Annotated in this window: 20 protein-coding genes and 1 pseudogene; 17 read left to right on the top strand and 4 right to left on the bottom strand. The window is 60.2% G+C overall.

Translation table 11 applies throughout. From position 1 onward, the window contains the following. The first annotated feature begins 3 nt into the window (after nucleotides 1–3). The 4 genes from RBH71_RS11360 to RBH71_RS11345 all read left to right on the top strand — a co-directional run bounded on the left by RBH71_RS11360 (nucleotide 4) and on the right by RBH71_RS11345 (nucleotide 5,133). Nucleotides 4–1,539: an ABC transporter substrate-binding protein gene (locus RBH71_RS11360; RefSeq protein ID WP_004431003.1), complete on the top strand. Its 1,536-nt coding sequence runs from the start codon at nucleotides 4–6 to the stop codon at nucleotides 1,537–1,539. Between the two features lie 76 nt (nucleotides 1,540–1,615). Then, entirely contained in the window at nucleotides 1,616–2,539 is a 924-nt protein-coding gene (locus tag RBH71_RS11355) for an ABC transporter permease (protein ID WP_035200211.1), read from the top strand. A gap of 6 nt (nucleotides 2,540–2,545) precedes the next feature. Further along, on the top strand, nucleotides 2,546–3,394 hold the full coding sequence (locus tag RBH71_RS11350; RefSeq protein WP_111800733.1) for an ABC transporter permease: 849 nt from the start codon (nucleotides 2,546–2,548) through the stop codon (nucleotides 3,392–3,394). Nucleotides 3,395–3,399: 5 nt separating this feature from the next. Beyond that, entirely contained in the window at nucleotides 3,400–5,133 is a 1,734-nt protein-coding gene (locus RBH71_RS11345; protein ID WP_323687298.1) for a M14 family metallopeptidase, read from the top strand. Nucleotides 5,134–5,326: 193 nt separating this feature from the next. On the opposite strand, the gene RBH71_RS11340 is transcribed toward RBH71_RS11345, so the two are convergent. Next, nucleotides 5,327–5,698: a hypothetical protein gene (locus RBH71_RS11340; protein WP_013762356.1), complete on the bottom strand. Its 372-nt coding sequence runs from the start codon at nucleotides 5,696–5,698 to the stop codon at nucleotides 5,327–5,329. Nucleotides 5,699–6,078: 380 nt separating this feature from the next. Between RBH71_RS11340 and RBH71_RS11335 the strand changes: the two genes are divergently transcribed. The 11 genes and pseudogenes from RBH71_RS11335 (at nucleotide 6,079) to RBH71_RS11285 (ending at nucleotide 18,762) form a co-directional block, all read left to right on the top strand. Then, nucleotides 6,079–7,251: an ABC transporter substrate-binding protein gene (locus tag RBH71_RS11335; protein WP_025595026.1), complete on the top strand. Its 1,173-nt coding sequence runs from the start codon at nucleotides 6,079–6,081 to the stop codon at nucleotides 7,249–7,251. Between the two features lie 82 nt (nucleotides 7,252–7,333). After that, a complete protein-coding gene (locus RBH71_RS11330) occupies nucleotides 7,334–8,197 on the top strand; it encodes a branched-chain amino acid ABC transporter permease (RefSeq protein WP_111809790.1) in 864 nt (287 codons plus the stop codon). Nucleotide 8,198: 1 nt separating this feature from the next. Continuing rightward, nucleotides 8,199–9,206 carry a branched-chain amino acid ABC transporter permease gene (locus RBH71_RS11325; protein WP_323687297.1) on the top strand — a complete coding sequence of 336 codons (1,008 nt, stop codon included), beginning with the start codon at nucleotides 8,199–8,201 and terminating at the stop codon, nucleotides 9,204–9,206. Then, nucleotides 9,203–9,967, top strand: a complete 765-nt coding sequence (locus tag RBH71_RS11320) for an ABC transporter ATP-binding protein (protein ID WP_013762351.1) — start codon at nucleotides 9,203–9,205, stop codon at nucleotides 9,965–9,967. Before RBH71_RS11325 ends, RBH71_RS11320 begins: the two co-directional genes overlap by 4 nt. Then, nucleotides 9,948–10,664, top strand: coding sequence for an ABC transporter ATP-binding protein (locus RBH71_RS11315; RefSeq protein WP_004430985.1), 717 nt, complete (start codon nucleotides 9,948–9,950; stop codon nucleotides 10,662–10,664). The genes RBH71_RS11320 and RBH71_RS11315 overlap by 20 nt, the downstream gene beginning before the upstream one ends. 186 nt (nucleotides 10,665–10,850) lie before the next feature. Then, a pseudogene (locus tag RBH71_RS11310) lies at nucleotides 10,851–11,665 on the top strand (MurR/RpiR family transcriptional regulator). 170 nt (nucleotides 11,666–11,835) lie between these two features. Further along, nucleotides 11,836–13,752 (top strand): bifunctional 5-dehydro-2-deoxygluconokinase/5-dehydro-2-deoxyphosphogluconate aldolase, encoded by a 1,917-nt coding sequence (locus tag RBH71_RS11305; protein ID WP_111800730.1) that lies wholly within the window; start codon nucleotides 11,836–11,838, stop codon nucleotides 13,750–13,752. Further along, nucleotides 13,749–15,575: a 3D-(3,5/4)-trihydroxycyclohexane-1,2-dione acylhydrolase (decyclizing) gene (gene iolD / locus RBH71_RS11300; protein WP_323687296.1), complete on the top strand. Its 1,827-nt coding sequence runs from the start codon at nucleotides 13,749–13,751 to the stop codon at nucleotides 15,573–15,575. The genes RBH71_RS11305 and iolD overlap by 4 nt, the downstream gene beginning before the upstream one ends. Nucleotide 15,576: 1 nt before the next feature. Beyond that, nucleotides 15,577–16,485, top strand: coding sequence for a myo-inosose-2 dehydratase (gene iolE / locus RBH71_RS11295; protein ID WP_004430977.1), 909 nt, complete (start codon nucleotides 15,577–15,579; stop codon nucleotides 16,483–16,485). Between the two features lie 191 nt (nucleotides 16,486–16,676). After that, nucleotides 16,677–17,489, top strand: coding sequence for a 5-deoxy-glucuronate isomerase (gene iolB / locus RBH71_RS11290; protein WP_111800728.1), 813 nt, complete (start codon nucleotides 16,677–16,679; stop codon nucleotides 17,487–17,489). 145 nt (nucleotides 17,490–17,634) lie between these two features. After that, a complete protein-coding gene (locus tag RBH71_RS11285) occupies nucleotides 17,635–18,762 on the top strand; it encodes a Gfo/Idh/MocA family protein (RefSeq protein ID WP_111809787.1) in 1,128 nt (375 codons plus the stop codon). A gap of 133 nt (nucleotides 18,763–18,895) precedes the next feature. Here the strand turns inward: RBH71_RS11285 and RBH71_RS11280 are convergent, their stop codons facing one another. From RBH71_RS11280 to RBH71_RS11270, 3 genes are all read right to left on the bottom strand, one after another. Next, nucleotides 18,896–19,858, bottom strand: coding sequence for a 2-hydroxyacid dehydrogenase (locus tag RBH71_RS11280; protein ID WP_013762344.1), 963 nt, complete (start codon nucleotides 19,856–19,858; stop codon nucleotides 18,896–18,898). 299 nt (nucleotides 19,859–20,157) lie between these two features. Continuing rightward, nucleotides 20,158–21,180, bottom strand: a complete 1,023-nt coding sequence (locus RBH71_RS11275) for a LacI family DNA-binding transcriptional regulator (RefSeq protein ID WP_112236104.1) — start codon at nucleotides 21,178–21,180, stop codon at nucleotides 20,158–20,160. Between the two features lie 131 nt (nucleotides 21,181–21,311). Continuing rightward, nucleotides 21,312–21,821 (bottom strand): MarR family winged helix-turn-helix transcriptional regulator, encoded by a 510-nt coding sequence (locus tag RBH71_RS11270; protein WP_111809893.1) that lies wholly within the window; start codon nucleotides 21,819–21,821, stop codon nucleotides 21,312–21,314. A 79-nt stretch (nucleotides 21,822–21,900) separates the two neighbouring features. Here RBH71_RS11270 and RBH71_RS11265 point away from each other — a divergent pair, with 79 nt between their 5' ends. Together RBH71_RS11265 and RBH71_RS11260 are read left to right on the top strand one after the other, a co-directional pair. Next, the gene (locus tag RBH71_RS11265; protein WP_111800726.1) at nucleotides 21,901–22,701 is read left to right on the top strand and encodes a creatininase family protein; all 801 of its coding nucleotides are present in this window, start codon (nucleotides 21,901–21,903) and stop codon (nucleotides 22,699–22,701) included. 115 nt (nucleotides 22,702–22,816) lie between these two features. Then, nucleotides 22,817–23,941, top strand: a complete 1,125-nt coding sequence (locus RBH71_RS11260; RefSeq protein WP_004430957.1) for a CobW family GTP-binding protein — start codon at nucleotides 22,817–22,819, stop codon at nucleotides 23,939–23,941. The last annotated feature ends 227 nt before the right edge of the window (nucleotides 23,942–24,168 follow it).

The raw sequence follows: 24,168 nt of genomic DNA, 5'->3' as shown, positions 1-24,168 counted from the left end.
TAGATGACAAAAATCAAAAAGGGGATGACGGCAACGTTCGTCGCGCTTGCGCTGGCCGGCACGGCCTTCACCGCAGCGCCGGCTTTCGCCGCTGGCAAGATGACCATTTCCAGCCCGCAGGACCCCGGCAGCTGGGATCCGATCGACACCTTCCTGGTGCAATGGGCAGCTGTCGCCACCAACATCTTTGATGGCCTGACCTATCGCGGTCCGGACCTGAAACTTGTGCCCGGCCTTGCCGAATCCTGGGAAGAGCTGGATGAAGGCAAGCGCATCCGCTTCAAGCTGCGCCAGAACGTCAAGTTCCATAATGGCGAGCCCTTCAACGCCGCCGCCGTCAAGTTCACCTTCGAGCGCCTTCTCGGCGAACAGGGTGCCAAGGGCCCGCAGCGCTCCAACTATGTCGCCATCGAAAGCGTCGACGTCATCGACGACTACACCGTCGACATGAAGCTCAAGGCCCCCGATCCGGTGCTTCTGACCAAGCTTGCCGGTTATGGCGGCATGATCGTGCCGCCGAAATACATTCAGGAAAAGGGTGAGGACAACTTCAACCTCAACCCGGTCGGCACCGGCGCGTTCAAATTCGTCTCCTATGCGCCGAAGACCAACATCAAGCTGGAAGCCAACCCGGATTACTGGGGCGGCGCACCGAAGCTCTCCGAACTGGAATTCCGCTTCATCGCCGAGCCGGCGACCGCAGTTGCCGAATTGCAGGCCGGCCGCGTCGATCTCGTCATTCCTCCCACCATCCCGATTGGCATGATCCCGGTCATCGAAGGCGATTCCAAGCTGGAGATCGTCAGCGTTCCAGGCCCGACGGTGGATGCGCTGCGTTTCAACACTCGTGACGGCATCACCGCTGATCCCAAGGTGCGCAAGGCCATCATCATGGCCGTTGATCGCGGCACGATCGTCAAGTCGATCCTTGCCGGTCAGGCCTCGGAAATCGCCAGCTTCCAGAGCGCGCTGTCCTTCGGCTACGACGCCGATCTGAAGCCGCTGCCTTATGATCCGGAAGGCGCAAAGAAGCTGCTCGCGGAAGCCGGCGTCAAGCCGGGTGCGGCGCTGCAGATCGATATCAGAGGCAACGATGCGACGATGAACGAAGTCGCGCAGGTCATCTCAAGCTATCTGTCCATGGTCGGCATCACCGCCACCATCAAGCCCTATGAGACCAACGTTCTCCTGAACGACATCATCCCGCAGGGCAAGACCGGCGCGATGTTCCAGCAGAAATGGGGCGGCTGGACCTTCGATTACGACAACACGGCCTATTCCATGTACCACTCGGGTGAAAAGTGGAATCCTTACGACAAGGACGAGAAGCTGGACAAGCTGCTGGAATCGCAGCGCCCACTGACTGACCGAGCCGAGCGCGAAAAGATCCTCAAGCAAGTCGGCGCCTATGCCGCCGAGCGCGCGCTGGAAATTCCGCTTTACAACACCAATGCCATTTACGGCATCAACAAGCGGGTCAAGGGTTTCGTGGCACCGCCGGATAACCGCCTGAAGCTGACCGACGTCACCGTCGAATAATCAGGCTTATCCTCCCTAAAAGCGCCTTGCCCGCCATCCCGCGGGCAAGGTCGGGTCTCTCTTCAAGGTAAAAAACGTGGCCGGTTTCCTCATCAAGCGATTGCTGCAGGCGATTTTCGTCGTCATCGCCATCACCCTTCTCGTTTCCTTCGCCATTCGCCTGACGGGCGATCCGGCTGTCACCATGTTCCAGGGCGGCGGCAGCATGACGGAAGACGATCTGGCGCGCATTCGTGCGGCGCTTGGAACCGACCGGCCGTTCTTCGTGCAATATTTCAGCTTCCTGAAAGGCCTGGTTACGCTCGATTTCGGCCGCAGCTTCACTGGCAGCACGCCGGTATCACGGCTCATCGCCGATGCCCTGCCCGCCACGCTGCTTCTCGCCTTCATCTCCATGGCGGTGTCGATTGCGCTTTCCATTCCGCTCGGCATCAAGGCCGCGACCTCGCGCGGCAAGACGGCCGATCAGGTGATCCGTATCTTCTCGCTCGTCGGCCTGTCCTTCCCCAATTTCTGGCTGGCCACCATGCTGGTACTGCTTTTCTCCATCACGCTCGGCTGGCTGCCGCCAAGCGGCATGGGCGGCTTTGCGAGCTACATCATGCCATCGATCACCATGGGCGTTATCCTGACGGCTACCAATGTGCGTCTGGTGCGCACGGCCATGCTCGATACGCTGCGCTCGCAATATGTCATGGTGGCGCGCGCCAAGGGCCTCAGCGAAAACAAGGTGCTTTACAAGCATGCGCTGCGTAACTGCGCCATTCCGCTGATTACCTATTTCGGCCTGCAATTCGGCGGACTTCTCGGCGGCATCGTCGTCATCGAGCGCGTCTTCAACTGGCCGGGTCTCGGCACGCTCGCCTTCGATGCGGTGGGCGCGCGCGACTATCCCGTGCTTCAGGCCGTCATCACCGTGCTGTCGCTGATGATCGTCGGCATCAACCTTCTGGTCGATATCGCCTACGGGCTGGTCGATCCGCGCATCCGCACGGAGTAATTGACGATGGCTGCCAAAACCTCGCGCCTGTCGCGCTTCAACAATCTCGAATTCATCCTCGGCGCCCTGCTTACCGTCGTCATCTGCCTTGCCGTTCTTCTTTCCGACGTGCTGTTTCCGGGCGGTGCCGAAAAGATCGACCTGATGGCGCGCCTTGCCAAGCCCTTCACTAGCGCCGCCCATCCGCTCGGCACCGATCCGCTCGGCCGTGACGTACTGGCCCGTGTCGTGGCCGGCGGCAAGATTTCGCTGCTCGTCGGTTTCACCTCGGTGATCGGGGCCGTGGTCTTCGGCGTGATCGTCGGCCTGGTCGCCGGTTATTATCGCGGCTTCTGGGACATGCTGGTCATGCGCTTTGCCGATATCCAGCTCGCCATGCCCTTCATTCTCTTGGCGATCACCTTCATCGCAATTGTTGGCGGCAGCCTCACCAACACCATCATCCTCCTGATCGTCTCGCAATGGGTACAATATGCCCGTCTGGTGCGCGGCTCGGTGCTGACGCTGCGCGAGCGGGAATTCATCCTGTCCGCCCGCGCCATTGGCGTGAAGAACTGGCGCATCATTCTCCAGCACCTTCTGCCGAATCTTATCGGCCCGGTCATCGTGCTGATGACGCTCAACGTCGCCAACAACATCCTGCTGGAAAGCAGCCTCACCTTCCTCGGCCTCGGTGTCGATCCGACCATTCCGAGCTGGGGCGGCATGCTGGCGGATGGCCGCACCTATTTGCAAACGGCATGGTGGGTCAGCGTCTTCCCCGGTCTTGCCATCCTTCTGACCGTGCTTGGCCTCAACCTTCTCGGTGACTGGCTGCGCGACAGCCTCGACCCCACCGGCAGAACCTCAAGGTGATCGTGATGAGCCAGATTTTCGACCAGACCTTCAAGCGTACTCTGGATGTGCTTCTCGCCAACTCCGCGCCCGGCCAGTCCTTCGAGGCATGGACGTTCGATGACGCCAAAAGCCGCCGCGAAGCCGAAGAAAGGCTGAAGAAAAAAGGCGTCAGCGCCCGCATCCGCAGCGCCTACAAGCCGCTTCTCTTCACCTTTCTGGAAGAGATCAATCTTGGTGGCGTCGATGCCATCGAGGTGCATTACCCGGTGCACGCCAATGCACCCTCCAATCGTTTCCGGCTGGAGGCCTATCCGCTGGCGGCACTAGCCGGCGACGCGAAGATCGATTTTATCGCGCGCGACGACGACGCCCTTCATTATGACGTTACGCTGAGCCGCAACGGCAAGAAGGAAACCCTGAAGGTTCTCGCTCCCAACCGGGTTCATACCGATATCGTCGGCGAAACCAATGTCTCGCCAACCGGCTGGTTCCGTCCGGCCGGTGACACTACGGGCGAGCGGCTGGAGACGGATTACGAGCAGCTTTTCGAGGCGGCAATCAATGCCGTCGCCAACCACGGCTGGGGCGATGAGGAACCCTATTTCGAGGAATTGAACATCCGCGTCACGCACCCGTCCGAAGACATGGCGCTGCCGGTCGGGGACGAGGTGGTCAGCCTGCGTGAAGCGCTGCACGAGGATTTCTATTTCTCCCTCCTGGAATTCTTCCAGAAGAAGTCCGGCCGGCCGCTGGGCGACCGGGGCCTGAAACCCGGCCAGATCGTTCCGGAAGTCGTCAAAAGCAGCGGCGACGTTTCGGTCCGTATTGAGACCCGTGCACTCACCACCACTTTCCTGGATGGCGGCGAACAGCGGATCGACGAGGCCAGCGAACCGGTAGCGGCGGGTCAGATCACGCGGATGCTTGCCGAGATCGGCGGCGAGGCGTTCGAGGCCCGCTCGCGGTCGGGCCGCGTTCTTGCCGCCCGTTATGTCGCGGGCAGCGATGCCGCCGTGATGATCAGCGGCGGCCAGCATCCCAATGAAACCACCGGCATCGTTGGCGCCGTCCGCGCCGCCCGCAAACTTGCGGAAAGACAGGGCGCGCATTTCACCATTTCGCCGCTGGAAAACCCCGATGGTTATGCCCTGCACCAGCGGCTGCGCGCCGACAATCCACGCCATATGCACCATGCGGCGCGGTACACGGCGCTCGGCGACGATCTCGAATATCGCACGCGGGAAAATTCGGGCGTCCATCTCAACGAGAAGGCAATCCGTTTCAGCGCGCAGGAGATGAGCGGCGCGAGCCTGCATGTGAACCTGCACGGTTATCCCTCGCACGAATGGACCCGTCCGCTTTCCGGTTATGTGCCGCGCAATTTCGCCATGTGGACCCTGCCGAAGGGCTTTTTCCTGATCATCCGCCACCATGCGGATTGGGAAAAGCAGGCGGAAGCCCTGCTCGACCGGGTTACCCGCCATCTCGGCGCCATTCCGGGCCTGCTGGATTACAACAACCGCCAGATCGCGCTCTACGAGATCCACGCCGGTGAAACCGGTTTCCGCATCATCAACGGTTTCCCGTGCCTGTCGTCCATCGACGACCGCCACACAGTGCCGATGACGCTGATTACCGAATATCCTGATGAGACGATCTACGGCGATGACTTCATCACCGGCCACACGGCGCAGATGGAAACGGTTCTTTCCGCTTACGACGCCTGGCAGGATATTTTCGTCGCGGACGTTGCCTGATTTCGAAGCGCCCCCGATTGGGGGCCTCAGAATGATGACGAAGTCCCGAATCCCTCGTCCGTCATGCTTGAGCTTGTCCGGAGCAGCTGCAACGTCTTGATCTAGTTGGACGCGATTGGATCCTTGGGGCAATCCAGCGATGACGCCGGGTGTGAGGGAGCTTTGTCATCACCCTCAGTTGCCCTTGTACGGCTTACTTCTCAGCCGTGGCGGCAAGCTTCTTTTCCTGCTGCTTCTGCAAAAGCCGCTTGCCCTTGCTCAAAATATGCAGATTGGCGGCATCAAGTTTGTTATATCCGGCCTGAATAATATCGAGATCGGCGACGTGACCGATTGCTGCCAGTTCATGCATCACGTCGCCAACAGCGACATCGACGCTCGGCTTCGGCAGGTGCACAACATCTTCCACCGCGGCGCGCATGCCATCCGCCGCGCCGCCCATGACGTGATACAGCGCCAGCGCCTTGCGGAGAAAAGCTTCGCGGCGCTCGATCTTGTTGTTGAGTATACTGTCGCCAACGCGATTCCGCATAAGATCAACGGCTTTATTCTGATATTCGCCCATCAAGACACCAAATGAAATTCAAAATATGCTTCGGGAGACTACGGACAATCCCCTTAGAACTGGTTAAGGCACCGGGATTACGTGCATATTATCGTCATTTTCCGGCCGCGTGGCGCAGGGCATTTTTCATAACGGCGGCATTTGGAAGCAGCATGCTGAAACGGGACCATTCGTGATGGCTGCAGCGGCTGCGGCAATTGAGAATCGCCAGACTATCCCTATTGTATGATCCAATATCGGGCAGAACCGGATAAGGCGGCGATCCATAACCATCAGGTTATTTATTGCCCCCTTTTTTTTCATTTTACTTTGGCCATCGCACTTACCAGTTTGACTGGCTGGATCGGTGGAGGGAGCCACGGATCAATTGGGAGGAAATCATGAAATTACGGATCACCGCCGCAATCGCGGCCATCTGCTTCAGTTCCGTTGCCTATGCCGAGACGATCAAGGTCGGCGTGGTCGGCCCGTTCTCCGGCCCCTTCGCGCTGCAGGGCAAGAACTTCAAGGCCGGCATAGACGCCTGGTTTTCGCTTCACGGCAACAAGGTGGGCAATGACACTGTCGAAGTCGTCTACCGCGATGTGCCGCAGGCCGATCCGGCGCAATCCAAGGCGCTGGCGCAGGAGCTGGTTGTAAAGGAAGGCGTGCAATATCTCGCCGGCTTCTATTTTACGCCCGACGCCATGGCGGTTACGCCGCTTCTGAAACAGGGCAATGTGCCCATGGTCATCATGAATGCGGCCACGTCGGCCATCGTTACCAAAAGCCCCTATGTGGTGCGCACCTCGTTCACGACATGGCAGACATCCACCCCCATCGCCAAGGTGGCTTTTGATGGCGGCGTCAAGAAGGTCATTTCGCTGGTCAGCGATTACGGCCCGGGCGTTGACGCGGAGAACGCCTTCAAGGCAGCCTTCACCGCCGCTGGCGGCGAAGTTGTGGAAAGCATTCGCATGCCGCTTTCCACCAATGATTTCAGCCCCATCATGCAGCGCGTGAAGGATTCCGGCGCACAAGGCGTCTTCGCCTTCCTGCCCTCCGGCCCGACGACGCTCGGCTTCGTGAAGGCCTTCAACGACAACGGCCTGAAATCATCAGGCATCAAGCTTTTCGCGCCGGGCGATCTTACACAGGAATCGGATCTGCCGGCCCTTGGCGAAGCAGCGCTCGGCATGCAGACTACCTTCCACTATGCCGTCTCCCACGATTCAGCCGAAAACAAGACCTTCGTGGAGGCCGCAACCAAGGCCATTGGCAATCAGAAGGAACTGTCCTTCCCCGCGGTCGGCGCGTTTGACGGCATGTATGTCATCACCAAGATGATCGAGGCGACCGGCGGCAAACAGGATGCGGAAAAGGCTGTCGAGGCGGTGAAGGGCCTTTCCTGGACAAGCCCGCGCGGCCCTGTCAGCATCGATCCGCAGAGCCGCCACATCACGCAGAACATCTATCTGCGCGAAGTCTCCAAGGGCGATGACGGCAATTATTACAACAAGGAAGTCCAGACTTTCGAAAAACAGGGCGATCCGGGCCTTGCCGCCGCCAAGTAAGCATTGAGACGGAAATGACCGGCGCCGCCTTTTGCGGGCGGCTCCGGCAAGCGCGCAATCGCATCGGGAGGAGCTTTCGAACATGCAGACGGTCTTCAGCATCCTTGTCGATGCGCTTGCCTATGGCATGGTGCTTTTCATCATCTCCATCGGCCTATCCGTGACAATGGGGCTGATGCGTGTGGTCAATCTCGCCCACGGCGCCTTCGCCATGATCGGCGGGTATCTCGCCTCCTATGCCGCCCATGGCCTCGGCCTTGGTTACGCGGCGGCAATCCTCGTTGCGATTGTCGGCACCATCGTGATCGCCATACCGCTTGAACGGTTTCTCTACCGGCGCATCTACGGCGCACCGGAACTGACGCAGGTGCTGATGACCATCGGCATCACCTTCTGCATCATCGGCATCGCCAATTTCGTGTTCGGGCCAACGCTCAAAACCATTCCGCTGCCTCAGGAACTGGCCGGTCCCACCGATCTCGGTTTTCGCACCATCGCCACCCACCGCATCTTCGCCATCGTCGCTGGCCTCGTGGTGGCGGCGGCACTTTGGTTCACGTTCGAAAAGACCGCCTTCGGCATCAAGTTGCGGGCAGCGGTGGACAATGCGGCCATGGCAGCAGCCCTCGGCGTGCGCACCGAAATCATCTATACCGTAAGCTTCGCCATCGCCGTCGGCCTTGCGGCCATGGGCGGCGTCATCGGTGCAGAATTGCTGCCGGTCGAACCCTATTATGCGCTGCGCTACATGGTCACCTTCCTGGTGGTCGTATCCGTCGGCGGCGCAGGCTCGATCCCCGGCGCGCTGATCGCCTGTCTGCTGCTCGGCGCCATCGATACGACCGGGCGGTATCTTGCCCCCGAATATGGCGAATTCTTCTTCTATCTGGCGGTCATCGTGATCATCACGCTGTTTCCGCGCGGCCTTCTTGGAAGGGCGAAATGAGATGGCGGTGCTCATGAACGACCTCACTGAAACGGCAAAAACGCCGAAGGCCCGCTCGCCCCTGCGCGCGATTGGCGGTCCGCTGCTCATCATCATCGCCGCCATCGCCGGTTACTTCCTGTTTCCGGATAATCTGGCGCTGTTGACGCGCATCATCGCGATAGCGCTTCTCGTGCTCTCCATCGATCTCGTTACCGGCTATTGTGGCGTGGCGACACTTGGCCATGCGGCCCTGTTCGGTGCCGGCGCCTATGCCGCCGGCATTGCCGCTGCCCACTACGGTATCACCGACCCGCTTCTCATGACCCTCATCGGCGCAGCAGTGGGCGGCATCGCGGGATTGCTGTCCGGCACCATTCTGTTGCGCGCGCACGGCCTGCCGCAGCTGGTGCTGTCCATCGCCGTCGTCCATCTTTTCCATGAGGCGGCCAACAAGGCGTCGGACTGGACGGGCGGCAGCGACGGGCTTGCCGGCGTCTCGCCCGATGCGCTGTTCGGCACCTTCGAATTCGATCTTTACGGCCGCACCGCCTATATCTACGGCGTCTGCCTGCTGCTTCTGGTTTTTCTGGCACTTCGCGTCGTCGTCAATTCGCCCTTCGGCATGCTGTGTCGCGGCGTCAAGCAGGACAGCATCCGCATTCAGGCCATGGGCGGTTCGGTCAATGGCACGATTTTGAAGATGTTCGTGATATCAGGCATCGTCGCCGGAATCGGCGGCGCGCTGAACGCCATCTCCACGCAGGTGGTCGGCCTCGACAGCCTCAGCTTCACGCTGTCTGCCGAAGCGCTGGTCATGCTGGTTCTCGGTGGCGCGGGCTCGCTTTATGGCGCGCTGATCGGCACCGTCACCTTCATGTGGTTCGAGGACGTCGTTTCTGCCGCCAATCCGTTCCACTGGCTCACAATCGTCGGCCTGCTTCTGATCGCCGTCGTGCTGTTTGCGCCGCGCGGCCTTTATGGCGCGGGCGAACAGATCATCGCGCGCCTGCGGGGAGATTGCAAATGAGCGCCATTTTCGAAGTTTCCGGCCTGCAGAAAAATTTCGGCGGTCTCGTCGTTACCAACAATGTCTCGCTGTCGCTTTCGCCCGGCGATCGCACCGTGCTGATCGGCCCCAACGGCGCCGGCAAGACCACCTTCGTCAACCTCGTTACCGGAAACATCAAGCCATCCGCCGGAACCGTGCGGATTGCCGGAGAAGACGTGACGGGGCTCAGCGCCAGTCAGCGCGTGAAGCGCGGACTTGTCCGCTCGTTTCAGGTGACGCGACTGTTCCAGGACATGACGCCGGAGGAACATGTCGCACTCGCCATTCTGCAAAGGGAAGGCAGGACGGGCCGGATTTTCGGCCGTTACCGCGCCATGCCAACGGTGATGAGCGAGGCGCGCGACATTCTCGGAACGCTTGGCCTGCTTGCCATCGCCGAAACCCGCGTCCGTGAAATCGCCTATGGCCAGCAGCGGCTCATCGAGATCGCGCTTGCCATGGCGCTCAGGCCCAAAATCCTGCTGCTTGATGAACCTGCCGCCGGCGTTCCCTCGACGGAAACGGCGCGTATCGAACAGGCGCTCGATCGCCTGCCCGCCGACCTCGCCATATTGATGATCGAACACGACATGGATCTGGTCTTCCGTTTCGCCAGGCGTGTGGTCGTGCTCGCCGCAGGCGCCGTCATATTCGACGGTTCGCCTGGCGAAGTCACCAGCAACGCAGAAGTCCGCCAAGCCTATCTCGGAAGTTACGCCAATGCCCGCAGCGCCGCTTGAAATCGCCAACCTGACCGCCGGTTACGGCCCCACCCGTGTCATCGAGGGTCTGTCGCTCTCCGTTCCCGCCGGTTCGCGTTTCGCGGTGCTCGGGCGTAACGGCGTTGGCAAGACAAGCCTGTTTGCCACGCTTGCCGGGCAGACGAAACGATTTGCCGGTGATATCCATCTGGGCGGGCAGGACATCACCGCCCTGCCAAGTGCTGCCCGCGCCCTCGCCGGTCTCGGTTACGTGCCGCAGACCCGCGATGTCTTTCCGACACTCACAGTCGAAGAAAACCTCTTCGTCGGCCTCAAGGGCCGGCCGAAATCGGCCATCGAGGAAGCCTACACGCTGTTTCCGCGCCTGAAGGAAAGACGCCGCAATCTCGGCTCGCAACTCTCCGGTGGCGAGCAGCAGATGCTTTCCACCGCCCGCACCATCCTCGGCCAGCCGCAGGTGCTGCTTCTCGATGAACCCCTCGAAGGTCTCGCCCCTGTTATCTGCGAGGAACTGATGGCGGCCTTCTCGAAACTCGCGCAATCGGGCGAAATGACCATTCTTCTCATCGAACAGCGCATCCAGATGGCCATCGACTTCGCCGACCACGCCATCATCATGGAACGCGGCCGCATCGTCTGGTCAGGACCGTCCGACGATCTTGCGGCGAACCCGGATATTGTTGATACGCATCTTGGTGTGGGTGGATTGCACTGATCCAAAAGCGTCAATCACCCCCTCTTCGTCGTTCCGGCCTCGAGCCGGAATGATGAAAGTTAACCCGATCACACACCGCAACAAACCCCGATCCCGCTTCATGATCCGTTCGTAAAAAACACAATGGAATAAAAATTCCATTGCAGTTAAAGTGCACACGATTTCAATCTGCACAAAGGAACGACAATGACGGCAATCGATGCGCCAGACTCCGTGAAGGCTTTTGAGGAGCGGTTGCTTCAGGTCGCGGAAGGCCTGCCGAAACGATTACGTCAATGTGCAGATTATGTCGCGTCCAATCAGGATCGCATTGCCGTTTCCACCGTCGCCGAAATGGCAGAAGGTGCCGGCGTGCAGCCGTCTGCATTCATGCGCTTTTGCCAGATCATGGGTTTTTCCGGCTTTTCGGAGATGCAGCGCCTGTTTCGCGATTCCTATGTCGGCGGCTGGCCGGATTATGCGACCCGGCTGGACCACCTGCGCGAAAAGGGCGACGAGAGCGCGTCGGGCCTGTTGGCGGAATTCGTGGAGGCTGGCCGGTCCTCATTGGAAATGCTGCTGAAATCGGTCGATACACGGCAGCTTGACGAGGCGGTCTCGGCGCTGGCACAGGCGCGCACCGTGCATATCATCGGTTTGCGGCGCTCCTTCCCCATTGCCAGTTACCTCGCTTACGCCTTCGAGAAAATGAAGGTACCTGCGGTTTTGCATAGCGCCGTCGGTGGCCTTGGCAATCTGAGCGCCATCTCCCGCGACGATGCGCTGATTGCGATCACCTTCTCCCCCTATTCGGCGGAAACGCTGGAATTGGCCGAGATGGCCCGCGCCAACGGCATTCCCGTTGTCGCCATGTCCGATCGGCCGTCAATCCGCTGCGCAAGTCCGGCGCGACGCTGCTCACGGTGACGGAAATCGATTTTGGTGCATTCCGCTCGCTTTCCGCCACGCTCTGTCTCGCTATCACACTCGCTGTCGCTGTGGGAACACGCAAAACAGCCTGAATATTTTTATTGAAAACATAAAAAATAGAATTTATGATCCAAATTCATGAAACGGGCATTCCATAATTGTCCGTCTCGTGAATGCACCCGAAGGTGGTGAGACAGAAAGTGGGCGGAGGAGGCCCACTGGCATCAGGCTCCCTCAATGCGGGGTCCGAAGGAGGAAGCTTTTGAAAAAACTTGACCTTATCACGATCGGGCGCTCGTCGGTCGACCTTTATGGTTCGCAGGTCGGCGGCCGGCTGGAGGACATGGCCTCCTTTGCCAAATATATTGGTGGCTCCCCCACCAATATTGCGGCCGGCGCTGCGCGGCTCGGCCTTGCCAGCGCCGTCATCACCCGCGTTGGTGACGAGCATATGGGCCGCTTCATCCGTGAACAGCTGGTGCGCGAAGGCGTGGACGTACGCGGCGTGAAAACCGACCCGGAGCGGTTGACGGCGCTGGTGCTTCTCGGCATTCGCGACCAGAACCAGTTTCCGCTGATTTTCTATCGCGAGAACTGTGCCGACATGGCGCTCAGCGAAGACGACATCGATCCCGCCTTTATTGCCGAAGCAGGCTGTGTCTGCGCCACCGGCACGCATCTGTCGCATCCGAAGACGGAAGCGGCCGTACTGAAAGCGCTGACACTTGCCCGCGAAAACGGTGCGAAAACAGCCCTCGACATCGATTATCGACCCAATCTCTGGGGTGTTGCCGGCCATGGCGATGGCGAAAGCCGCTTCGTGGAATCGCAGAAGGTCACCGCCAAGCTGCAATCCACCCTGCATCTCTTCGATCTGATTGTAGGCACGGAAGAAGAATTCCACATTGCCGGCGGCTCGACCGATACGCTGGCCGCGCTGAACGCCGTACGCAAGGTGTCGAACGCGACGCTGGTGTGCAAGCGTGGCCCGATGGGTGCTTCGGTTTTCGCCGGCGAAATTCCGGCAAGCCTGGACGATGGCGAGACGGGCGAAGGTTTCCCGATCGAGGTCTTCAATGTTCTCGGCGCGGGCGATGGTTTCATGGCCGGGCTTTTCCGTGGCTGGCTGCGCGGCGAGGACTGGCCGACGACACTGAAATACGCCAATGCCTGTGGCGCCTTTGCCGTTTCCCGCCACGGCTGCACTCCCGCCTATCCGAGCTGGGAAGAGCTGCAATATTTCTTCAAGGCTGGCATCCGCAACAAGGCGCTGCGCAAGGACGAGGCGCTGGAACAGGTGCATTGGTCAACCAATCGCAAGGGCGAATGGGACACAATGCGCGTCTTCGCCTTCGACCATCGCATGCAACTGGAAGCGATCGCCGACGAACTCGGCATTAAACATGAGCGCATCGGCGCCTTCAAGAAGCTCTGCCTTGAGGCCGCGCAAACGGTCGCCGGTGGCAAGGCGGGTTACGGTATCCTCTGTGACGGACGCCTCGGACGCGATGCGCTTTTCGCAGCCAGCGGCTCCGGTCTGTGGATAGGCCGGCCGGTGGAATGGCCGGGTTCGCGCCCGCTGACGCTGGAACCGGAACTCGGCAAGGATTTCGGCGGGCTTTCCGAATGGCCGCTGGAAAATGTCGTCAAGGTTCTGTGCTTCTATCACCCGGATGATACCGACGAAATGCGCGCCGCGCAGGAGGAGACGGTGATGCGTCTGTTCCAGGCGACACGCCGCAACCGGTTGGAAATGCTGCTCGAGGTCATTCCCTCCAAGGTCGGCCCGACCGACGATCTGACCGCCGCGCGCATCATCGAACGCTTCTACGAGATCGGCGTTTATCCCGACTGGTGGAAACTGGAGCCGATGAAAACCAGAGCCGCCTGGAAAAATGCCTGCGACGCCGTGCATCGCAACGATCCTTACGTGCGCGGCATCGTCGTTCTTGGTCTCGACGCACCGCAAAGCGAGCTGGAGGAGAGCTTCCGCCTTGCCGCCGGTTTCGATCTGGTCAAAGGTTTCGCGGTTGGCCGCACGATTTTCGCCGACGCCGCGCGGGGTTGGCTCGGTGGCAAGATCACCGATGAGGAAGCGGTGAAGGACATGGCGCAGCGCTATACCAGCCTGTGCCGCATATGGGATGAGGCGCGCGCCAAAAAGGGAGAGGCAGCGTGAAGACAATCAGATTGACGGCTGCGCAGGCTATGGTTCGTTACCTCGCCGCGCAGATGAATGAGCATGGCGAGACCTATATTGCCGGTGTCTGGGCCATCTTCGGCCATGGCAATGTCGCCGGCATCGGCGAGGCGCTTTATGGCATTCGCGAGGAACTGCCGACCTATCGCGGCCAGAACGAGCAATCCATGGCGCATGCGGCGATTGCCTATTCCAAGCAGCTGCGTCGCCGGCGGGCAATGGCGGTCACCTCCTCCATCGGCCCCGGTGCTGCCAACATGGTAACGGCGGCAGCGCTCGCCCATGTCAACCGCCTGCCGGTTCTTCTCATCCCCGGCGATGTCTTCGCCAATCGCGGTCCCGACCCCGTGCTCCAGCAGCTGGAGGATTTCGGCGACGGCACGATGACGGTGAATGACTGCTTCCGCCCGGTTAGCCGTTATTTCGATCGCATCATGCGCCCGGAACAATTGCTGACCGCCCTTCCCCGTGCCATGCGCACCATGACGGACCCGGCCGATTGCGGCCCGGTAACGCTGGCCTTCTGCCAGGACGTGCAGGCGGAAGCTTATGATTATCCCGTCAGCTTCTTTGAAAAGCGGGTCTGGCGGCAACGCCGCCCGGAACCGGATGTGGCGGAATTCGAAGAGGCCGTCGCCGCGCTGAAGGCTGCGAAGAACCCCGTCATCGTTGCCGGCGGCGGTGTGCATTTTTCCGGCGCCACCGAAACACTGAAGCGTTTTGCGGAAACCCATTCCATCCCGGTCGTCGAAACCCAGGCCGGCAAATCGGCACTGGCGTGGGATCACGATCTCAACTTCGGCCCGGTCGGCGTCACGGGTGCCGAAAGCGCCAATATCATAAGCGAGAAAGCCGATCTGGTGTTCGGCGTCGGCACCCGCTTTCAGGACTTTACCACCGGTTCCTGGGCGCTGTTCAAGAACCCGGACCGCAAGATCCTCGCCCTCAACGTGCAGCCCTATGACAGCGCCAAACACGATGCTATCAGCCTGACGGCGGATGCGAAGATCGGTCTCGAAAAACTGTCGGCCGCGCTTGGCAGCCACCGCTTCACGGCACCGGATGCCAAGCTCAAGGCGGCATGGTTCGAGACGGCCGATGCCGATACGGCGGCACCGGGTGAGGACAACGCCAACAGCCTGCCCACCGACATGCAGGTGATCGGCGCCGTACAGCGCCAGTCGCGCGACAATACCGTCGTCATGTGTGCAGCGGGCACCATGCCGGGTGAGCTGCATCAGTTGTGGAAATCCAAGCTGCCGCTTTCCTATCACATGGAATACGGCTTCTCCTGCATGGGCTATGAGGTTGCCGGCGGCCTCGGCATCAAGATGGCGGAACCGGACCGGGACGTGATCGTCATGGTCGGCGACGGCTCCTATATGATGATGAATTCCGAGCTTGCGACATCGGTTGCCATGGGCGTCAAGATCACGCTCGTCATCACCGATAACAGGGGTTACGGCTGCATCAACCGGCTGCAAATGGAAACCGGCGGCGCGGAGTTCAACAACCTCTACGCCCACACCAACGTCAACCCCATCGCCATCGACTTCGTCGCCCATGCCGGCTCTATGGGCGCGGATGCGCGCAAGGTTTCGACCATCGCCGAGCTGGAAGCGGCGCTTGCGGCCGCTCGCGAATCCAGCCGCACGACTGTCATCGTCATCGATACCGACCCCTATCCGACCCCGCAGGCCGGTGGCCACTGGTGGGATGTGGCGGTACCCGAAGTTTCCGACCGGGCCGAAATCGGACCGGCGCGCGCGCGCTACGAAAACCATATCAAGGAAAGACAGTAAGATGATCCGTTACGGAACCAACCCGATTGCCTGGTCCAACGACGACGACCGCACACTGGGCGCCAATATCAGCCTTGAACAATGCCTCGACGAAACCGCCAAGATCGGCTTCGACGGCATCGAGAAGGGCCACAAGTTCCCGACTGACCCGGAAGGCCTGAAGGGTGTGCTTGCGCCGCGTAGCCTTTCCTTCGTCTCCGGCTGGCATTCGCTGAACCTTCTGACCGACGGCATCGAATCCGAAAAGAAGGCCATGCAGCCGGCGCTCGATCTGCTGAAAGCCATGGGCTCGAAAGTCATCATCGTCTGCGAGACCTCGAACGCCGTTCACGGTGCCGACGACACGGCGCTGGTTGACCGTCCGCGCCTTGCGGCCGAGGACTGGGCGAAGTTCGGCGCGGGTGTGGAGGCGCTGGCGGCCTATGCTGCCGAACAGGGCATCACCCTCGTCTACCATCACCACATGGGAACCGTGGTCGAGAGCGAAGACGAAATCGACCTTCTGATGAAGCATACCGGGCCGAAGACCCATCTGCTCCTCGATACCGGCCATTGCCTGTTCGGCGGCGGAGATCCCGTGCGCGTCGCGCAGAAATACATGCACCGCGTCGGCCATATCCACGCCAAGAACGTGCGGCCGGTGATTGCCGATCAGGTTCGGAACGAGCGGCTTTCCTTCCTCGAAGGCGTACGCCGCGGTGTGTTCACCGTGCCGGGTGACAGCGAAGGCGGCGTGAACTTCCCGCCGGTTCTGAAAATTGCCGCCGAGCACAATTACAGCGGCTGGCTGGTCATCGAGGCCGAACAGGACCCGGATGTGCGCAACCCCTTCGAATATCAGAGCCTCGGCCTGAAATCGCTGAAGGCGTTTGCCCGTGAGGCCGGACTGGACAAGGCTCAGGCGGCTTAAACTGAGCCAAGGAAGGCGGGTGACCTACCCCACCCGTCATACCGGCCTTGAGCCGGTATCCAGCCAGCCCAAGTCCTTGGGCTGAAAGGACTCTTTCCGCCGCGCAGACGCGCGTCGGCTGGATTCCGGCTCAAGGCCGGAATGACGAGATGGCATGAATTAGCGAACTGCTCACAAAAAGGAACACCACCATGACCTCACTTCTGCGCAAGCCGGTCGCGACAAGCGGCAAGGTGCACGACATCACGCCCCAAAGCGCGGATTGGGGTTATGTCGGTTTCGGCCTTTATCGTCTGAAGCCGGGCGAGACGGCGGCAGAAAACACCGGCGATACGGAAGTCATTCTCGTGCTTGTCGAAGGCAAGGCGAAGATTTCCGCCGGGGGCAAGGAGTTCGGTGAACTCGGCGACCGCATGAACGTGTTCGAGCGGAAGCCGCCGCACTGCGTTTATGTCCCCGCCGGCTCCGAATGGTCGCTGACGGCCACGACGGATTGCACCGTCGGTGTCTGCACCGCACCGGGTGAAAAAGGTGGCCGCGAAGCGCAACAGATCGGTCCCGATGGCGTGCAACTGACCGAGCGCGGCAAAGGCGCCAATACGCGTTACATTTTCCCCATCGCCATGGAAGAGCGCGATGTCGCCGATAGTCTCCTGGTGACGGAAGTGTTCACCCCGTCGGGCAACTGGTCGTCCTATCCGCCGCACCGGCATGACGAAGACAATTACCCCGATATGACCTATCTGGAAGAGACCTATTATCACCGTCTCAACCCGGCACAGGGTTTCGGTTTCCAGCGCGTTTTCACCGAGGATGGGTCGCTGGACGAGACCATGGCTGTAGCGGACGGCGATGTCGTGCTGGTTCCCAAGGGACACCACCCCTGCGGCGCGCCTTATGGCTACGAAATGTATTATCTGAACGTGATGGCCGGGCCGATGCGCAAATGGCGCTTCAAGAACCACCCCGATCACGACTGGATTTTCAAGCGCGACAATCCCTGAGGCATGCCAGCGTCCACGGCACCCTCCTCATCCCTGTGCCTGTCACAGGAATGAGGGGCGAGGAAGGTCCGCGCCGCGATTGCCGTAGAGAAAAAAGCAATCGAACGTATTGATTTCATCGTAATGATTTAGGGGAGAAGAGACCATGGCCGCTCTTGGCGTTGGCCTTATTGGCACGGGTTACATGGGCAAGTGCCACGCTTTGGCGTGGAACAACGTCACCAGCGTATTCGGCAATGTGGAGCGTCCACGACTGGTCACACTGGCAGAGGTCAATCCCGAGCTTGCGGCGAAGAAGGCCGCCGAGTTCGGTTTCGCCCGCTCGACCGGCGACTGGCGCGATCTGCTTGCCGACCCTGAAATCGATGTGATCTCGGTCACCACACCCAATGCCTTTCACCCCGAAATGGCGATTGCCGCCCTTGATGCCGGCAAACACGTCTGGTGCGAAAAGCCGATGGCGCCTGCCTTCACGGATGCCATGAAGATGCGCGATGCGGCCCGCCGTTCGGGCAAGGCGGCGGCCATGGGCTACAACTACATCCAGAACCCTGTCATCCGCCATATGCGCCGCCTTATCGACGAAGGCGCGATCGGCAATGTCTACCATGTCCGTGCGGAAATGGATGAGGACTTCATGGCGGATGCCACCCAGCCCTTCTACTGGAAGAGCGAAGCCTCCTCCGGCTATGGCGCGCTGGATGATTTCGCTGTTCATCCGCTGTCACTTCTGTTTTCCCTTTTCGGCCATGCCGAAAGCGCGATCACCGATATGGTGAAGCCTTACGAGACGCGGCCGCTAAGTGGCGGCGGCGAGCGCGCTGTGGAAACGCATGATCTTGCCAGCGTGCTTCTGAAGCTCGAAGGCGGCATTTCGGCGGTGCTGATCGCCAACCGCTCGGCTTGGGGCCGCAAGGGCCGTATCGCCATCCAGATTTACGGCTCCACCGGCTCGATCCTTTTCGACCAGGAGCGGATGAACGAATTCCAGCTCTACACCACGGACGGGCGCCCGGAGGAGCAGGGTTTCAGAACCGTTCTCGCCGCCCCTCACCATAAGCCGTATGACCGCTTCATCCCCGCCCCCGGCCACGGGCTCGGCTTCAACGATCTGAAGGTGATCGAGTGCCGGGAACTGATCGCGGCCATCGAGGGCAAGACGGCGCATATCATCGACTTCGAGGAAGGCCTGAAGATCGAGCGCAGCATTCATGCCATGGCCCGGTCCTTCGCCGAGGGACGATGGGTCGCGACGAGTGAGATTGCGGAATAGGCGGAGGCGGGGTTAGCGCGGAACTTTGCCTCTTTCGTCATGCTCGGGCCTGTCCCGAGCATCTGCAACCGATTGATTTAAAGCTACGTGGTTGAATCCTCGGGACAAGCCCGAGGATGACGGCGGAGAGGTGTTATCCCTTAACCGGCGTTTCCGGCACCGGCGTCAGCACCTTGCCATCCCTAAACCAGCCGAGAATATTGTCGGCCACCAGATCGGCCATCGCGTTGCGCGTCGGGATGGACGCAGAGGCGACGTGCGGCAGCAGGGAAACGTTCGGCAGTGACAGGAACGCTTCCGGCACCTTCGGTTCGGCGTAGAACACATCGAGACCGGCAGCACCCACCGCACCGCTCTTGAGGGCCTGCAAAAGCGCATCCTCATCGACGCTGGAGCCGCGTCCGACATTGATGAACACGCCCTGCGGACCAAGTGCCGAGAGGATTTCCGCGTTGATCGCCTTGTGCGTTTCCGGGGTGCCGGGCACGATGCAGATCAGCGTGTCGACAGCCTGCGCCATCTCCTTCAGCGAACCGTAATAGGTATAGGGCAGGCCATCGCGCTTGCTGCGGGTATGATAGCCGATCTCCACCTTGAATGGCTCCAGCCGCTTGGCGATTTCCTGGCCAATGCGGCCCATGCCGAACAGGCCGACCTTGCGGCCGCGCAGGGAAAACGGCGAAAGCGCGAAGGGCCCTTCGCCAACCCATTTACCCTCACGCAGCCAGGTTTCGGCCTGATAGAGACGACGAACCGTGTTGATCAGCAGCGCAATCGTCGTGTCCGCAACTTCGTCGTTCAGCACATCGGGCGTATTGGTCACCACGATACCGCGCGTGGCGGCATGTTTGGCATCAACGCCATCATAACCGACGCCGAAATTGGCAATGATCTCGAGTTTCGGCAGCGCATCGATCCATTTGGCGTTGACGACGCCTGAAACGGCGATGGCATTAATGCGCTCAGCCGCACCATCAGGCAGAACCGGCTCAGCACCGGCGGGCACTGTCACGATCTCGACTTTGCCTTCGAGGCGTTCGAGCACGCGCGGGTTGATCTTGCCGGGAACGAGAACGACGGCTTGTCTGTCAGACATGGGTGGATATTCCTCCTGATTGCATTCCGATATCGTCAGAGCGGATTCATCGGCGAACTAATCGCCATCCCGCTCTTCTGGGCCGCGATCTTTTCAAACAACGGCGGCCGTGAAAAGGGCAATAAGGGGAAGCTATGGGGGCAGACGGAAGTTTCATGCCGTTTTTTTACGCGCCCGCCTCCGTCATGCCGGACTTCAGGCGCGCGTCGGCGGGGCGCAAAGAGTCTTTCCAGCTCAAGGGCTTGAGCTGGCTGGCTTTAGGCTGAAGGCCGGAATGACGAAAGAGAGGGAAACGCTGCTCAAACCCTCGGACGCACCGGCCCTGTCGACTGGCGGATGCGCATTTCCGGCTTGATGAGGTGCACGCCATCCGGCTCGTGGCTGCCCGCCAGCCTGTCCAGAAGCGCGCGCGCCGCAAGGCGCCCCACCTCGGCCTGTCCGTTGGACACCGTGGTCAGCGCCGGCGTGGCGATGGCCGCCTCCTCCAGATCGTCGTAACCCGTCACGGAAATATCCACGCCCGCCACCAGTCCGGCGCGCGAAATGCCGTTCATCAGGCCGATGGCGACCAGATCGTTCCAGCAGACGGCAGCGGTGGGCTTCTGCGGCAGCGACAGGAAATGCACGGCGGCCTCGAAACCGCCCTGCTTGGAGCGTGGGCCGGGAATACGCAGGTTCGGATCGACGTCGATTCCCGCCTTGCGCAGCGCGTTGACATAACCCTGATAACGATCGCGGCCGGTCGAGGTCTGGTCGGTACCACCAACCATGGCGATGGTGCGATGGCCAAGACTGATCAGATGATTGGTCGCAAGCGAAATGCCATAGCTGTCATCGCCGCGATAGGTCGGCATGTCGACGCCCTCGAGCGAGCGGGCCACCAGAATGGCGGGCATGCCGTTTTCCTCAGCCAGCGTCATGTCCTCGATCGGCGTGCCGATGGCGGGCGACATGATGATACCATCAGAACCAAGTTGCAGCAGCGTTTCGATGAAGGTGCGCTGTTTTTCAACCGAATCATAATGGTTGGACAGAATGAAGGTCTGGCGGCTGCGATCCAGCTCGGTTTCGATGGCCTTGAGAATTTCACCATAAAACGGGTTCATCACATCGTGGAACACCACGCCGATGATGCCGGAGCGCGAGGTGCGCAGGCTGGCGGCCCGGCGGTTGTAGATGTAGCCGAGCGCCCGTGCCTGTTCCTTGATCTTGTCGCGGGTGTCAGAGGCGACCAGCGGACTGTCGCGCAATGCAAGGGAGATGGTGGCAGTCGATAGACCGAGGCTTTCGGCGATTGTCGACAGTTTGATCTTTTGTGCCACGGCATTTCTCCCCAAACCCATGTCATTGACAGACGTTTCTGTTTAAATCGCAATTAAACAATTTAAACAAAATCCGCAACCGGTTTAAGGAATATCAACAAAAAGACAGTGGTTTTTAAAAACTCAACAAATTATTGAAGGTTGGCATCGATCACCTTGAGAAGTTTAACCACCGTCCTGATGTCCTTGGCCGAAAGCCCCTCAATCGCCCGCGCACCGCAATTTGCGATGGATACGTTGATATGTTCGACGCTTTTCAGGCCTGTCTCCGTCAGTTTCACCAGTGTTACGCGGCCATCTTCGTCATCGCCGCTGCGCTCCACGAAGCCCTGGGCTTCCATGCGGCCGATGGTTCGCGTCATGGTCGGCGCCTTGACACCAAGTTTCTGGGCGATCTGCCCAGGCGTGAGGCTGCCTTCCTGCGCCAACGCCAGAATAACGCCGTCCTGCCCGGCATAAAGGCCGCTTTCGGCAAGGCTGTGGCTCAACGCCGTGCGCATGGAACGGGCGGCCTGGGTGATGGATTGCGCCAGTTCCTCAGGGTTGAAATTCTCATCCCTCTTTTTGGCGTCCTTTACTTTCTTGGTGCCCTTGTCCTTTTTGGCGCCCTTGTCCTTATGCCCAGTTTTGTCCTTGCTCATATGCGAGTGCCTTTTACCCTGTGGCGGAACCGATATATGTTGCTGGAAATCCTTACCGAATGCACGCGCGGACTGCCAGATGCCAAACTCATACACGCATTATCACGACGAAAACGTAACAGACCCTCATCTTCGCGCAACAGGTGCAATTTCAGTGCTGCCGCTCGGTGCGCACGAACAGCACGGGCCGCACCTGCCCTTCGAGACAGACACGCTGATTGCGGCGGGCATTGTCTCCCGTTTGGCTGCTGTTTTGCCCGCCGGTCTGCCGGTCTCCTTCCTGCCGGTGGAGCCCGTTGGATATTCCATCGAGCACATGAATGTGCCGGGCACGAAGTCGTTGCGTTACGATGAGGCCGTTGAGCGCTGGCTCGGCATTGCTAAGGCCGAATATGAAAAAGGCGTGCGCAAATTCGTGATGTTGAACGCCCATGGCGGCAATTCGCCATTGATGACCATCGTCGCCACCGAGGCGCGCGCCCGCTTCGGTATGCTGGCGGTCGCCACCAGCTGGACTCGTTTCGGCGTGCCGGCGGATATCGTCAAGCCTGAAGACAAGGCGATCGATATCCATGGTGGCGATATCGAGACGTCGGTCATGCTGGCGCTTTGCCCGGAGCGGGTGGCGATGGAAAAAGCCGTCAACTTCCCCTCCCGCCAGAGCGATTTCGCCAGCCGTTTCAGGCATCTGCGTGCCTATGGTCCACACGCTTTCGGTTGGTTGATGAGCGACCTGAACCCGGATGGCGTTGCCGGAAACGCCGCCGCCGCCTCAGCCGAGAAAGGCGAAAGGATCATTTCCCATGCCGTTTCGGGCCTTGTCGAACTGCTTGAAGACGTCCACGCTTTTGACATAACGTTATTTCATAACAAAATTTGAAAAACTGCGCCGAAACCAGCCAGAATCCCTTTGAACTGCCCGAACGTCGCGCCTATATGGACGTCGACACTTATTCCTTGAGGCCTCAACCGGCCTTTCTCCACGCGAGGTTTCCATGACCGAAACAGCACCAGCCAAGCCCATTCCAGTCACCGTCCTGACGGGATATCTAGGCGCCGGCAAGACGACGCTTCTCAACCGTATCCTGTCCGAGAACCACGGTAAGAAATACGCTGTCATCGTCAACGAATTCGGCGAGATCGGCATCGACAACGATCTGATCGTCGAATCCGACGAAGAAATCTACGAAATGAACAATGGCTGCGTCTGCTGCACGGTGCGCGGCGACCTCATCCGCGTGGTCGAAGGCCTGATGCGCCGGCCCGGCCGATTCGACGGCATCATTGTCGAGACCACTGGCCTTGCCGATCCCGTTCCGGTCGCCCAGACCTTCTTCATGGATGACGACGTGCGCGCCAAGACCGAGCTTGACGCCGTGGTCGCACTTGTCGATGCCAAGCACCTGCCGCTGCGCCTCAAGGACAGCCGCGAAGCCGAAGACCAGATCGCTTTTGCCGATGTCGTTATCGTCAACAAGACCGATCTCGTTTCGCCGGAAGAAGTCGCCCGCATCGAGGATATCGTGCGCGCCATCAACCCTTCTGCGCGCATCTACAAGACCACCCGTTCCGGCGTCGATCTCGCCCGCGTTCTCGACCAGGGCGCCTTCAATCTGGAACGTGCCCTCGAAAACGATCCGCACTTCCTCGAGCACGGCCACGAGGATCACGCGTGCGGTCCTGATTGCGACCACCACCACCATGATCATGGGCACGATCACGGCCATGACCACCATCATCACGACCATGATCACGCGCACCACGATCATGACCACGGCCACGATCACCACCACCATGGCGCGGCCTCCCCGATCCATGACGTGACGGTGCAGTCGGTGTCGCTGCGCGGCGGCGAAATGAACCCTGAGCGCTTCTTCCCGTGGATCCAGAAGGTCACCCAGACGGACGGCCCGAACATCCTGCGCCTCAAGGGCATCATCGCATTCAAGGGCGATGCGGAACGTTACGTGGTGCAGGGCGTGCACATGATCATCGAGGGTGATCACCAGCGCCCGTGGAAGGAAGGCGAAAAGCGCGAAAGCCGCCTTGTCTTCATCGGCCGCGAACTCGACCGCGAAAAGCTGGAAAAGAGCTTCAACGCCTGCCTCGCCACGGCTTGACATCCTTGACGGGGCACCGTGTCACCCTTGGTGTTTTCGGTGCCCTTCCTCACTTTCGACGTCATCCTCGGGCTTGACCCGAGGAGCCATTGCGGCCAGCATATGGATGGTCGAGTGATAACCGGGTATGACCCGAGGACCGACCTTGACGCCACGGGTTGAAACCGCACCAACGGGTCTTCCCGACCTGGTCTGCGACCGAAATCCATCAATGACAAACACATAGA

This window comes from Rhizobium sp. AN68, from assembly GCF_030758035.1.
Lineage (GTDB): Bacteria > Pseudomonadota > Alphaproteobacteria > Rhizobiales > Rhizobiaceae > Agrobacterium > Agrobacterium tumefaciens.
Note: the sequence above shows the minus strand (reverse complement) of the source record. Positions and strands in the feature narration are given on the sequence as shown.